Source organism: uncultured Flavobacterium sp. (assembly GCF_963974175.1).
Taxonomy (GTDB): Bacteria; Bacteroidota; Bacteroidia; order Flavobacteriales; family Flavobacteriaceae; genus Flavobacterium.
In genome coordinates, this window is record NZ_CAXBBR010000013.1 from 1 (window position 1) to 14,199 (window position 14,199).

Sequence of the window (14,199 nt, forward strand, 5' to 3'; positions counted from 1 at the left end):
TTGATTTAGGAACAGCAGGAGACGGAAGTGCTACATCAACTTATTTATTTGATGACGTAATCCAATCAGCAGTTTCTGGTGGCGGTACAACACCTACGCCAACAACAGCCGCACCTTATGCTCCTGTGACATTTGAGTCTGGAGAATATGGGTCTACGTGGTCTTTAGCTAGTTTTGAAAACGGTGGTGGAGTAGGATATGAGAAAGTAGTAAATCCATTTAAAACAGGAATTAATACTTCTGGGACAGTAGGTAAATTTACTGCTCTAACTACAGCTGCTGGTGCAGCACCATGGGCGGGATGTGAATCTGCGCATGCATCGGGTGTAAATGGCATTGGCTCTTTTACTTTTAGTTTAAGTAACTGTATTGTTAAAGTAATGGTATACAAACCCATAATTAGTGATGTGGGAATAAAGTTTGCGGAATCGAATGGTGAAGCACAACCAGAAGTTAAAGTGAAAAACACCAAAATTAATGAGTGGGAAGAGTTAACATTCGACATGTCAGGAAGTATTGGTAAAGGTGCGACAGGGATTATTGATCAAATAATAGTTTTTCCTGACTTTCAGGCAAGAACTACAGAGAACGTTTGTTATTTTGACAATATAACTTTTTCTGCAAAATCGGGTACAACAGGTGGTAGTACAACAAGTACTGCTCCTACATTACCAATGGATTTTGAATCTTCAACGATTGCTTATTCGTTTGTAGGTTTTGACGGAGGAGCAGTAACAAAAATTGCTAATCCTCATAGCACAGGAATAAACACAAGTGCTACTGTGGCTCAAATGGTAAAAGGCGCAGGTCAACCGTGGGCAGGTGCTAAAATAGTAATGGCATCAGCAGTTGATTTTTCAACAAAGAAACTAATTAAGATAAAAGTTTGGTCTCCAGTTGCGGGTAAAAAACTTTTATTAAAATTTGAAGGAGCTGGAGCAGCATTCGAAAAAGAATCAGTAGGAGTTACAGCAGCAAATGCTTGGCAAGAATTGAGTTTTGATTTTACTGGAGTAGCTGGAGTAAACAATTTAAATGACAATATAGTTTTCATATTTGATTTAGGAACAGCAGGAGACGGAAGTGCTACATCAACTTATTTATTTGATGATGTAATCCAATCAGCAGTTTCTGGAGGAGGAACTTCATTGACACAAATGAGTTTGCCAGTTACATTTGATAGTGCTACTGTAGACTATGGATTAATCGGATTTGGAGGAGCAGAAGCTTCAACAGTAGTAGTTGATCCAACTTTATCAACAAATAAAGTAGCTAAAGTAGTAAAATCAGCTGCGGCTGAGCTTTGGGCGGGGACAACGATTTCAGCTGCTGCAGGATTAGGATTTAGTAGTGCGATACCATTTACAGCATCAGCAACCAAGATGAATGTTAGAGTTTGGTCACCAACTGCGGGAATCAAAGTTCGCTTGAAAGTAGAGGATCACAATGACAACACGCATACAGTAGAAACAGAAGCAACAGTAACTACAGCATCAGGATGGCAAACATTAGAATTTAATTTTGCCAATCAAGCGACAGGAACTGCTGCATTGAATTTAGCTTTTGTATATGATAAAGCATCTATTTTCTTCAATTTTGGAGTAACAGGAGCAACAGCAGGAGAGAAGACATATTACTTTGATGATGTAGCTTTTGGAGCGGCACCAACAACAGGAACAAGTACTGCCCCTACATTACCAATGGATTTTGAATCTTCAACGATTGCTTATTCGTTTGTAGGTTTTGACGGAGGAGCAGTAACAAAAATTGCTAATCCTCATAGCACAGGAATAAACACAAGTGCTACTGTGGCTCAAATGGTAAAAGGCGCAGGTCAACCGTGGGCAGGTGCTAAAATAGTAATGGCATCAGCAGTTGATTTTTCAACAAAGAAACTAATTAAGATAAAAGTTTGGTCTCCAGTTGCGGGTAAAAAACTTTTATTAAAATTTGAAGGAGCTGGAGCAGCATTCGAAAAAGAATCAGTAGGAGTTACAGCAGCAAATGCTTGGCAAGAATTGAGTTTTGATTTTACTGGAGTAGCTGGAGTAAACAATTTAAATGACAATATAGTTTTCATATTTGATTTAGGAACAGCAGGAGACGGAAGTGCTACATCAACTTATTTATTTGATGATGTAATCCAATCAGCAGTTTCTGGAGGAGGAACTTCATTGACACAAATGAGTTTGCCAGTTACATTTGATAGTGCTACTGTAGACTATGGATTAATCGGATTTGGAGGAGCAGAAGCTTCAACAGTAGTAGTTGATCCAACTTTATCAACAAATAAAGTAGCTAAAGTAGTAAAATCAGCTGCGGCTGAGCTTTGGGCGGGGACAACGATTTCAGCTGCTGCAGGATTAGGATTTAGTAGTGCGATACCATTTACAGCATCAGCAACCAAGATGAATGTTAGAGTTTGGTCACCAACTGCGGGAATCAAAGTTCGCTTGAAAGTAGAGGATCACAATGACAACACGCATACAGTAGAAACAGAAGCAACAGTAACTACAGCATCAGGATGGCAAACATTAGAATTTAATTTTGCCAATCAAGTAGCAGGAACTGCTGCATTGAATCTAGCTTTTGTATATGATAAAGCATCTATTTTCTTCAATTTTGGAGTAACAGGTGCAACAGCAGGAGAGAAGACATATTACTTTGATGATTTAGCTTTTGGAGCGGCACCAATAACAGGACCAATTACAATGGCACCAACGAATTTGAATTATGGAGGCAATTTACGATTCGAAATAAATAAAGATATAAAATCAGTAACACCTACCGTAACAGCAGATCCGTTACCAACATATAGTATCAGTCCAATATTGCCAAAAGGACTGAGCTTTGATGCTCCTTCAGGTTCAATTGCTGGGAAACCAACTGTAGAAACTGGGCCAGTTAGTTATACAGTTACTGCAACGAATTCAGTAGGATCTCAAAAGCTAACGTTTACAATCGAGATATTTAATAACGATCATGATTTTGATGGTATAAATGATGATGTTGACAATTGTCCAGAATTTTATAATCCAAATCAAGAAGATAAAAACAACGATGGTATTGGTGATATCTGTATTGAGGAAGAACAAGTTAAGGTAGCTCAAGGTTTTTCTCCAAACGGGGATGGTATAAATGACACATGGTTTATTAAGAATATTGAAAATTATCCAAATACTCAGGTTAGAGTTTTTAATAAAACAGCCGCTGAAGTGTTTTTCTCTAGAGATTACAAAAATCTTTGGGACGGAACGTACAAAAACACTGGGGAAATTGTAGCTGCTGGCTCTTATTTTTATCAAGTAGATTTAGGTGGAGACGGTTCAATTGACTTACAAGGGTGGATTTATATCGCTAATTAATTTTTAAAAAATCAGATCATGAAAAATATACTTTATCTACTAACTGCAGGAGCACTTCTGTTTAGTAGTTCTATTATAGCACAGCAAGCCAACAATTTTGCCTTCTATAAAAATCAAATGAATGTTATCAATCCCGCATATGCCGGGGTTGATAATCAAACTCAAATTTCGGGTTCGATACGTTCGCAATGGACAGGCGTTAAAGATTCTCCACAAACGCAAGCAGTTTCTTTTGGAACTTCTCTTGGGAAAAATTTAGGTTTTGGTATCTCTGTTTTAAATGATCAAACTTTCATTGAAAAACAAACATCTGTTGGGATCGACTTGTCTTATTTAGTACAACTAAGTGAAGCAACTGATTTGTATTTTGGTATTAAAGCTGGGGGTAATTCCTTTAATATTAATACTTCGGGTTTAGAATTCTATAATGTAGATGTAGATCCAGCTTTTGCTTCAATAAGTAGCTTTAGTCCTAATGTGGGAGTAGGGGCTTTTATAAAAAATGACAAATACTTTTTGTCGCTTTCTGTACCAAAATTAGTGTCATTTAAAGATGTTAAAAACGATGACGGCTACGCAATGGTTAGTACAAATAGACCAGTGGTTTATGCAAGTGGAGGCTATGATTTTAGTTTAAACCCAATGGAGACATTAGTTTTAAAACCCTCTTTTATGGCAAGATATACGACTGCCGCACCAGTTTCTGTGGATTTTAATGCTATGTTGATGATCAATAATAATTTTGAAATTGGAGGAATGTATAGAACTGATAAAGCGGTTGCAGCAATGGCAAGTGTTATTTTAAGTAAAAAACTAGTAATAGGTTTTGCTTATGAAGTGAGTTCAAGAGCTGAATTGGCAAGTGCTAAAAACACGAATGAAATTATGTTACAATTTAAATTCTAATTTGTTTTTTGTAGTGAATAATTGATTGAGTTTTGTTTAAAAAGCCGTTTGAAATTATTTTCAAACGGCTTTTTTATTTCCATTTTTAATAATGAAGTGGAATGTTCAATTCACTCACTAGAATTTAAAAAAAAACGAAAATTCTATTTTTGAAGGTATAAATAATGATTATAATAATCTACAATCGCCTTTCCTTTCATCAATACATCGGCACCAATGATTCCGTGAACTGGTTTAGACTTGTGTTGAATTAAAGCCTCATTTACATGAGATAAATCAAAAATCACGACATCAAATTCTAAATGTTTCCAAAATCCAAGTTGTAGCTCATTATTAGAGGCTATTTGTGTTTGCATTCCTGTAGCTCCTGCTCCAGATGCTTTTGTTTTGGAATCTTCTGCTTGAAGTTGAAATAAGGCAACGCTTTCAAATCCTACACAACTATTTGATGCTCCTGTGTCTAGGATAAAGTTACCAACTACACCATTGATTTTTGCTTTTATCAAAAGGTGTTGCGTCTTGGTGATTTTAAATTTTATTTTTTTGTATTTTTCCTTTTTGAGGATATCGTGGAGGTTTTTCATAGTTCAAAGCTGATAATCAAAAGTAATCTAAATTACTAAGAATCTAAAAAACAACAATTCAAAATGGTAACTTTGCTTCTCTAAATGAAAATAATGATAATTACAGATACGCACACCCATTTATATTCCGAAGAGTTCGATCAAGACCGCGACGAAATGATTCAAAGAGCAATAGAAAAAGGAGTTTCCCGATTCTTTATTCCTGCAATCGACTCTTCGTGTACTGCGGCAATGTATGATTTAGAAAAGAACTATCCGGAACATGTTTTTCTAATGATGGGACTACATCCTACTTATGTAAAGGAGAACTATTTAGAAGAATTGCAGCATGTGGAAGAAGAATTGGCGAAAAGGAAATTCTATGCCGTTGGGGAAATTGGAATAGATTTATACTGGGATAAAACACATTTACACGAACAACAAATTGCTTTCAGGAAACAAATTCAATTGGCAAAACAATATAAATTGCCCATTGTAATTCATTGTAGAGAGGCTTTTGATGAAATATTTGAAATATTAGAGGAAGAGAAGTCAGCTGATTTATTTGGAATATTTCACTGTTTTACGGGAAGTTATGAGCAGGCGTTACAAGCGATTTCTTATAATATGAAATTGGGAATTGGTGGAGTCGTTACTTTTAAAAACGGAAAAATAGATCAGTTTTTGAATCAAATTGATTTAAAACATATTGTTTTAGAAACAGACTCTCCTTATCTTGCTCCGATTCCTTTTCGAGGGAAAAGAAATGAAAGTAGTTATTTATTAAATGTAATTGATAAACTGGCTGCCATCTATAATCTTTCAGCAAAAGATATTGCGAATGTTACGACCGAAAATTCTCGAATGATTTTTGGGATTTAAAATAGAATTCATTAAAAATTAATATTTTTTTTGTTCATTTGCGCACCTAAAATAACCAAAATGCAAAAATTTGACGCTATTCGGCCATTTTATGATTCCGAAATTAACGAGGCTATACTAAATGTGGTTCATCACCCGATGATGAAGTCATTGATGAACTTTACATTTCCTGAAACGCCTGATGAAGACTGGAAAGACCAATTAAAAAAAACACACTCTATACGTGACTTTCAATGTAACTTTATCTATCATACACTTTTAAAAGTGCTTGAAAAAAGTTCTGATGGTTTGACGACCTCTGGTTTTGAAAAGTTAGAAAAAGGAGAATCCTATTTATTTATATCAAACCATAGAGATATATTACTAGACACAACATTGCTAAACGTCGCTTTGTTCGAACATGGCTTAGTAATGACTGCGTCAGCGATAGGTGATAACTTGGTTAAGAAAGATTTTCTTAACATCTTGGCAAAGCTGAACCGTAATTTTTTGGTTCAAAGAGGCTTGACCCCACGTGAGATGTTAGGAAGCTCAAAAACATTATCTGAATATATTAGTCATTTATTGCAACATGAAAGTAGATCTGTTTGGATTGCACAACGTGAAGGAAGGACTAAAGATGGTAATGATGCGACTAATCCAGGAGTATTAAAAATGGTTGGAATGGGATCTGATGAAGATAACCTGATGGACTATTTTAAGAAAATAAAAGTTGTTCCAGTTTCAATTTCGTATGAATATGACCCAACTGATGTACTTAAAATTCCACAATTATTGGCTGAGGCCAATAACGAAGTGTACATCAAGGAAAAGAATGAAGATTTCATGACGCTATTAAGCGGAGTGATGGGACAAAAGAAGGGAATTCACATTCATATAGGTGATGTTCTGGATACTGAAATTGATGCGATCAAAGACGAATTTACTAACTCAAATAAGCAAATTCAAGCGCTTGCTCAGTTAATTGATGATTCTATAATAGAGAATTATAAATTATGGCCTACTAATTATATAGCCTATGATATTTTAAATAAAACTAGTGGCTATTCTAACATGTATACAGCGGATGAAAAATCACTGTTTGAACGTAGATTAGAGATGCGAATAGATGCTGAAAACCCAGTTGCACTGCAAGGATTACTGGATATGTATGCTAATCCGGTTGCTAATAAATTAAAATACACGGATGAACTCAAAGGCTAAAATTCTTTTATTATATACTGGAGGAACCATTGGAATGCGCAAGGATTTCAATACTGGCGCACTAAAAGCGTTTAATTTCAGTAAGTTATTACAAAGAATCCCTGAGTTGAAACAATTGGATTGTGAAATTGAAACTATTTCATTTGAAGAGCCAATTGATTCCTCAAACATGAATCCAGAAGAATGGGCTAGAATTGCAACTATAATAGAGTCAAATTATTTAGATTTTGATGGCTTCGTTGTTCTTCATGGATCTGATACAATGTCTTATTCTGCTTCAGCATTGAGCTTTATGCTTGAAAATCTAGCCAAACCAGTCATTTTTACTGGTTCTCAATTACCGATAGGGGATTTGCGTACGGATGCTAAAGAAAATCTAATTACGGCTATTCAAATAGCTTCGTTGCAAGAAAACGGAATGCCTGTTGTTACCGAAGTGTGTCTATATTTTGAATATAAATTATACAGAGGAAACAGAACAACTAAGATAAGTGCAGAGCATTTCAACGCATTTACGTCACCCAATTATCCTGCTTTAGTAGAATCTGGGGTCCATTTAAATTTGAGACCGGAATTGTTTTTAGCTAAAAACGCTGGTGAGAAATTGTTGGTACATAAAAAACTAGACAATAATGTTGTCATTGTTAAAATGTTTCCGGGAATGAGCGAAACTGTTTTAGCAGCTATTTTTAATATACCGGGTTTAAAAGGAATTGTATTGGAAACTTATGGTTCAGGGAATGCGCCTAGCGAAGATTGGTTTATTGGTTTATTGGCTAAAGCGATAAACAATGGGCTGCATATTATTAATGTAACCCAATGCTCTGGAGGTAGTGTAAATATGGGTAAATACGAAACAGGTACAGGTATGAAAGCGATAGGGGTGATTTCTGGAAAAGACATCACAACAGAGGCTGCCATTACGAAACTGATGTATTTATTAAGCCGAAATGATGCGCAAGAAGACTTTAAAACTATTTTTGAGTCCTCTTTGAGAGGGGAAGTCCTATAATATTCTGATTTTACTTTTGTAAGTCACTTTTTTTAGTGTTCTTTGCAGACCTTAAATAAATAGAGAGGTGTCCGAGTGGTTGAAGGAGCTAGCCTGGAAAGCTAGTATGTGGGTAACTGCATCGTGGGTTCGAATCCCATCCTCTCTGCAAAAAATTAATGCTTCCTGAAAGGGAAGCATTTTTTGTTTAATAGCGTGACAAACTTTTTTGTTTGGCTCAGCGGTAAAAAAAAACTCTTAGACTTAAAATGCCAAGTATGCATTTATTTATAAGAAGCTCTATTTAAGGAACGCCAGAGGAAATTCTTTTCTTTTTGCAACAAGAGACTGTCCTGCTACTTTTTTTAGTGCAGCTTTTTACTATGGTTATTTTTATTATTTGGAAGAAATGCCTCAAGTTGTTTTTTGAAAACAATACGCATCAAGAACCCTTCAAAATCCTATATTTGTATAATAATAGAAAAGGACCCATTCGAAAATTCTACTTAAGACTGCTATGAAACAATCATTCAACCAAAATTATACTATGCGAATCATTTTTAGTTTCTTTCTTGTACTGTCGGTTTCTGCTATTTTTTCTCAAGAAATAGAGCCGATTAAGGATAGTGCGGAAACAAAGGTGGATTCCTTATATAGAGAAGATCAATTTTATTTTGGGTTTACGTACAATACATTACAACAGAAACCTGCAGGGGTATCGCAAAGTAAGTTCTCAACAGGTTTGTCGGCCGGTTTTCTTAGAGATATGCCAATAAATAAAGACCGTACATATGCAATAGCAGCGGGTTTAGGTTTCACATATAACAATTACATTCAAAACCTTGCTATTAAGGGAACTGGCGAAATGCCTGTTTATTCTGTGATTGATGGGAATACAGTATACAATAAAAATAAATTCACACAATTATTAGTTGATTTACCCATTGAATTTAGGTGGAGAACATCTACTTATGAGAGTTATAAATTTTGGAGAATTTATGGCGGGGTGAAATTCAGCTATGTACTTTACGATAAATCTATATTCACTGATGACCTGAGTAGAGTGGTAATCACTAACAACAAGGACCTTAATAAATTGTTATACGGTCTGTATCTTTCAGCCGGTTATAATACAATTAATGTATATGGCTATTATGGATTAAATTCTATTTTTAAGACGGCAAAAATCGATGGAGAAAAGATAAATATGAAGTCGCTTAATATTGGGGTTATTTTTTATATCTTATAGCCACAAGTACAACAACAGTATTTGCGGAATAGTACCTAAAAAAAGGCCGATAATTAGTTCTTTAAAAGTATGGGCTTTCATTACTAAACGAGATGAAGCCACAAATCCGTTCATAAGAGTGAGGAAGGTGATGGCAAAAATATTTTGTGTTTGAAAATGTAGGCTTAGCCCAAAAACAAATACAGTCAAAGCGCTTATACCCATCATGTGAAGACTCGATTTTGTTCTGACAAACAATAACATCATCGCAATTAAGGTGCTCAATAGAGCTCCTAAAAGGAAAAAGTGCAATTCTGGATAACGTTCAATGGTAATGCTTTTTCGAACCAAAAGGATGAGCAAAAAGGATTGAATCACAAGTGGTATTTTCCGTTCTGATAATAACGGGGCCATCATAGAACTAATTTTACCAGTTGCTCTCAAAAGAAGGAAAAATAATAGCGGAACCAAAACCGTGATAATTAGTACCTGAAGTAGTACAAAATATTTTTCTTGGTTTATAAAAAAGGAATTATTTGAAAAAAGGTAAAATAGCGTTGCGTATACCGGAATAAACACCGGATGGAAAATATAAGAAAATAACGGAAGGATTTTTTTCAAGAGTACTGCAATTAATTATCAAAACAAATATAAGGAATATAGTAAAAAAGTCTCTTTAAATCAGTTGTGATTTCTACGAAAGTCAAAATGATTTCTGCCTTTTTAATTATGTAGTGTTGCCGTAACTTTGAAAAGAAGTGTTATTTTTGAGGAGATTCTAAATGGCAACTATATTTTTGGGCTCGTTTGGTCTTATAGAAATATATTGTTTGTTACCCAACTATAAATAAAATCTGTGTTAACCGCAATCCATAAAAATGAGCATACTTATTAAAAACATAGTTCCTATTCTGAAAGCAAGAACCGTTGGCAATACTGAAGGAGTAGTCGTTGACACGGTGTCTATAGACAGTCGATCGTTGCAAAACAGCGCAAATACTTTATTCTTTGCACTAGTTGGTCCCAATAATGATGCACATACCTATATTAAAGATTTGATAGCAACGGGAGTGCAGAACTTTGTTGTGTTGCATATTCCAGAAGGATGTGCAGATAAGGCTAATTTTCTCATTGTCGAAAATACTTTGGACGCATTGCAGCAATTTGCGGCGTATTATCGCAGTCGTTTTCATTTTCCCGTTATTGGTTTAACCGGAAGTAATGGTAAAACGATAGTAAAGGAATGGCTCAACTTCCTGCTAAGTCCAGATTTTAATGTTATTCGCAGTCCAAAGAGTTACAATTCTCAGGTGGGTGTCCCTTTATCAATATTTGCGATTAATGAAAAGCACAATCTAGGTGTTTTTGAAGCAGGAATTTCTACCATTGATGAAATGGAAAAATTAGAAAAAGTAATTAAGCCTACAATAGGGATTCTAACAAATATAGGTTCTTCGCATGATGAGGGTTTTCTTGATTTAGATCAAAAAATTAAAGAAAAATTAGTTCTTTTTAGAGATGCTGAAATTATAATCTATCAGAAAAGAGATCTTGTAGATAAATATATTTTTCCCGAAATAAAAACATTTAGCTGGAGTTTTAGAAGAGGAGAAGCCGATGTCTTTGTGTATAAAAAAGAGGTAGAAGATCAAAACACGATATTGTATTACAAATACAAAGGAAGTTCCTATAAGCTGAAAATTCCATTTCAAGATACGGCATCTATAGAAAATGCGATTTCTTGTTTAATGGCATTGTTATATTTCGATTATGATATTGAGACTATTCAGTCTAGGATGCTATTGCTGTTTCCTGTGGAAATGCGATTAAAAGTAAAAACCGGAATCAATAATTGTAGTCTTATCGATGACAGTTATAGTTCTGATTTTCAGTCATTGAAGATTGCATTGGATTTTCTCGAAAGTCAAACGCAATTCCAAAAGAAAACGGTTATTCTGTCGGATATTTTTCAAAGCGGATTATCGAATGAGGAGTTGTATTCTAAGGTTTCGCAATTGATTGTTTCTAACAACATAAGTAGGGTTATAGGCATTGGAGAAACCATCTCGGCATTCAAAGAGAAGTTCGTCAATTGCATTACATTCAGCAATACGGCTGAATTCATCTCTAATTTTGAAAGTATTGATTTTGCGAATGAAACCATTTTGATAAAAGGGGCAAGGTCATTTCAGTTTGAAGAAATAGTGTATCTACTCGAAGAAAAAACGCATGAGACCGTTCTTGAAATTAACTTGAATGCAATCAGTTATAACTTAAATTTCTTTAAATCTAAACTGAAGCCAAATGTAAAAATCATGGTTATGGTAAAGGCATTTGGTTATGGGAATGGAGGGCTGGAGATTGCTAAATTACTTGAACACCACAAAGTGGATTACCTGGGAGTGGCTTTCGCCGATGAAGGTATTTCACTAAAGAACGGCGGTATTCAATTGCCAATTATGGTTCTTAACCCGGAGAACACGAGTTTTTCGGCAATTATACAATATCAATTAGAGCCTGAAATATATTGCCTAAAAGGACTTTATGCCTTTTTAAAAATTGCAAAAGAAAAGAACTTGCATCACTTTCCTATTCATATCAAGTTGGATACAGGGATGCACCGACTTGGTTTTGAGGAAGATTCAATAGAGGAGTTAATTTCTACTTTAAAAGGGAATGATAACGTTCAAATACGAAGTATTCTGTCGCATCTTGCCACAAGCGATGATTTGAAGCACCGTGATTTTACACTTTCCCAAATCAATTTATTTGATAGAATGTCCTCCAGAATCGTGGGCGAATTAGGAATAAACCCGATTCGTCATATTTTGAATACCTCTGGGATAAGTAATTATCCGGACTCTCAATTTAATATGGTTCGTTTAGGAATAGGACTTTATGGAGTGTCTAATGATCCTGCAGAACAAAAATATTTGGAAAATGTGGGTACTTTGAAATCTGTTATTTCCCAAATTAGAACTATTTCTGCTGGTGAGAGCGTTGGCTATGGCCGAAAGTTTATGGCAGAGAAGCCTACAAAGGTTGCAACAATCCCCATTGGTTATGCAGACGGGATTTCTAGAGGCTGGGGGAATGGCGTTGGATTTGTAACTATAAAAGATAAAAAAGCAAAGATTTTAGGGAGTATTTGTATGGATATGTTGATGGTAGATGTTACTGAAATTAATTGCACCGAAGGAGATTCGGTAATAATTTTTGGCGAAAGCCCTACCGTTAATCATATTGCAAAAAAGCTTAATACAATACCTTATGAAGTGCTAACGAGTATTTCGCAACGTGTAAAAAGAGTTTTTTATCGATAGTTTTGTGTTGTTTATCGATAAAATGTTAAATTATGTTAAATATTTTTTTAATTTAGATTTATATAAATTTTAATTAAAAAAAATATGGGATTTTTAAGTGACTTTAAAGCCTCTTTAATGAAGGGCGATGTATTAAGTTTAGCAACTGCAGTTGTTATTGCTGGGGCATTTGGTAAAATTATTAGTTCAGTAGTGGATGATGTAATTATGCCAGTTGTTGGTTTGATAACTGGTGGTGTTGATTTCACACAAAAATTCATCACTCTTGACGGAAATAGTTATGCTGATCTCGATGCAGCGAAAGAAGCTGGAGCTGCTGTAATCACTTACGGTAACCTAGTACAAGCTACAATTAATTTTATTATTATTGCTTTCTTTGTATTTGTAATATTAAGAGCTGCTGAAAAAGCAAAGAAAAAAGAGGAAGTTGTTGCTGCAATAGCTGCTCCGGCCGGACCAACGCAAGAAGAGTTGCTTACACAAATTAGGGATCTATTGAAAAAATAAGAAGACCGCTATACCATATGTTCAACTTAACCATCCGCAAAACGGATGGTTTTTCTCTATTGTTGCAATTGTAACATTTTGTTATTTTTTGTGAAGCGTCTTGTTTTGGTTTTAATATTACTTACTTTTGTAACTCAAATTTAATATTCAATTATAAAAATATAGAAATGAAAATAGCAGTTGTTGGTGCAACCGGTATGGTTGGAGAGGTTATGTTACAAGTATTAGCAGAAAGAAATTTTTTATCGGCTGCTGATGAATTAATTCTTGTTGCTTCAGAAAGATCAGTGGGTAAAGAAATTGCCTTTAACGGTAAAAACTATAGTGTTGTAGGGCTGCAAACCGCAGTAGATATGAAAGCAGACATTGCTTTGTTTTCTGCCGGAGGAGAAACTTCTTTAGAGTGGGCTCCAAAGTTTGCTGCTGCTGGAACAACCGTTATCGACAACTCTTCAGCATGGAGAATGGATCCAACTAAAAAATTGATTGTTCCTGAAATCAATGCTTCTTCATTAACTAAAGAAGATAAAATTATAGCTAATCCAAACTGTTCTACAATTCAGATGGTGTTGGTTTTAGCCCCTTTGCATAAAAAATACAATATCAAGCGTGTGATCGTTTCTACTTATCAATCTATTACTGGAACAGGAGTTAAGGCCGTACAACAGTTAGAAAATGAATATGCAGGAGTTCAAGGTGAAATGGCATACAAATACCCAATTCATAGAAATGCAATTCCACAATGTGATTCATTCGAAGAAAACGGATACACTAAGGAAGAAATGAAATTGGTTCGTGAGACTCAAAAAATATTAGATGACAGAACGATTGCAGTTACTGCAACTGCGGTGCGTGTGCCAATCGTTGGTGGACATAGTGAAGCAGTAAATGTGGAGTTTTCGAATGATTTTGTTGTTTCAGATATTCAAAATATTTTACATCACACTGATGGAGTAGTAGTTCAAGATAACAATGACACTTATACCTATCCGATGCCAATGTATGCGCAAGGAAAAGATGATGTTTTTGTGGGTAGAATTCGTCGTGATGAAAGTCAGGCAAACACATTGAATATGTGGATTGTAGCTGACAATTTAAGAAAGGGAGCTGCGACAAATACAATTCAAATTGCTGAATATCTAGTTGCTGCTAAATTAGTGTAACCAATTTATAATTTTATTTTAAACCATCTGTTTTAACATTCTATAAGTTTTGTTAAAACAGATGGTTT

General features: G+C 35.0%; 11 protein-coding genes and 1 tRNA gene. 10 read left to right on the forward strand and 2 right to left on the reverse strand.

Annotated elements, in window-relative coordinates; translation table 11 throughout:
- Positions 1 to 3,365, forward strand: a 3,365-nt coding sequence (locus AAC069_RS15685) for a gliding motility-associated C-terminal domain-containing protein (RefSeq protein ID WP_339921381.1), incomplete at its 5' end; no start/stop codon positions are given.
- Positions 3,366 to 3,383: 18 nt separating this feature from the next.
- Positions 3,384 to 4,271, forward strand: coding sequence for a type IX secretion system membrane protein PorP/SprF (locus AAC069_RS15690; RefSeq protein WP_339921382.1), 888 nt, complete (start codon positions 3,384 to 3,386; stop codon positions 4,269 to 4,271).
- Between the two features lie 143 nt (positions 4,272 to 4,414).
- Here AAC069_RS15690 and AAC069_RS15695 read toward each other — a convergent pair whose 3' ends face one another.
- Positions 4,415 to 4,855 (reverse strand): retropepsin-like aspartic protease, encoded by a 441-nt coding sequence (locus AAC069_RS15695; RefSeq protein WP_339921383.1) that lies wholly within the window; start codon positions 4,853 to 4,855, stop codon positions 4,415 to 4,417.
- A gap of 93 nt (positions 4,856 to 4,948) precedes the next feature.
- Between AAC069_RS15695 and AAC069_RS15700 the strand changes: the two genes are divergently transcribed.
- From AAC069_RS15700 to AAC069_RS15720, 5 genes are all read left to right on the forward strand, one after another.
- Positions 4,949 to 5,716, forward strand: coding sequence for a TatD family hydrolase (locus tag AAC069_RS15700; RefSeq protein ID WP_339921384.1), 768 nt, complete (start codon positions 4,949 to 4,951; stop codon positions 5,714 to 5,716).
- 60 nt (positions 5,717 to 5,776) lie between these two features.
- The gene (locus tag AAC069_RS15705; RefSeq protein ID WP_339921385.1) at positions 5,777 to 6,919 is read left to right on the forward strand and encodes a 1-acyl-sn-glycerol-3-phosphate acyltransferase; all 1,143 of its coding nucleotides are present in this window, start codon (positions 5,777 to 5,779) and stop codon (positions 6,917 to 6,919) included.
- A complete protein-coding gene (locus AAC069_RS15710; protein WP_339921386.1) occupies positions 6,903 to 7,931 on the forward strand; it encodes an asparaginase in 1,029 nt (342 codons plus the stop codon). The genes AAC069_RS15705 and AAC069_RS15710 overlap by 17 nt, the downstream gene beginning before the upstream one ends.
- Positions 7,932 to 7,992: 61 nt before the next feature.
- A tRNA-Ser gene (locus AAC069_RS15715) sits at positions 7,993 to 8,079 on the forward strand.
- 348 nt (positions 8,080 to 8,427) lie between these two features.
- On the forward strand, positions 8,428 to 9,159 hold the full coding sequence (locus AAC069_RS15720; protein ID WP_339921387.1) for a porin family protein: 732 nt from the start codon (positions 8,428 to 8,430) through the stop codon (positions 9,157 to 9,159).
- Here the strand turns inward: AAC069_RS15720 and AAC069_RS15725 are convergent.
- Entirely contained in the window at positions 9,154 to 9,759 is a 606-nt protein-coding gene (locus AAC069_RS15725; protein WP_339921388.1) for a hypothetical protein, read from the reverse strand. The genes AAC069_RS15720 and AAC069_RS15725 overlap by 6 nt on opposite strands.
- Before the next feature lie 257 nt (positions 9,760 to 10,016).
- Between AAC069_RS15725 and AAC069_RS15730 the strand changes: the two genes are divergently transcribed.
- From AAC069_RS15730 to AAC069_RS15740, 3 genes are all read left to right on the forward strand, one after another.
- Positions 10,017 to 12,461: a bifunctional UDP-N-acetylmuramoyl-tripeptide:D-alanyl-D-alanine ligase/alanine racemase gene (locus AAC069_RS15730; protein WP_339921389.1), complete on the forward strand. Its 2,445-nt coding sequence runs from the start codon at positions 10,017 to 10,019 to the stop codon at positions 12,459 to 12,461.
- 84 nt (positions 12,462 to 12,545) lie between these two features.
- On the forward strand, positions 12,546 to 12,968 hold the full coding sequence (gene mscL / locus AAC069_RS15735) for a large conductance mechanosensitive channel protein MscL (protein WP_339921390.1): 423 nt from the start codon (positions 12,546 to 12,548) through the stop codon (positions 12,966 to 12,968).
- 167 nt (positions 12,969 to 13,135) lie between these two features.
- Positions 13,136 to 14,131: an aspartate-semialdehyde dehydrogenase gene (locus AAC069_RS15740; RefSeq protein ID WP_339921392.1), complete on the forward strand. Its 996-nt coding sequence runs from the start codon at positions 13,136 to 13,138 to the stop codon at positions 14,129 to 14,131.
- Positions 14,132 to 14,199: the final 68 nt, after the last annotated feature.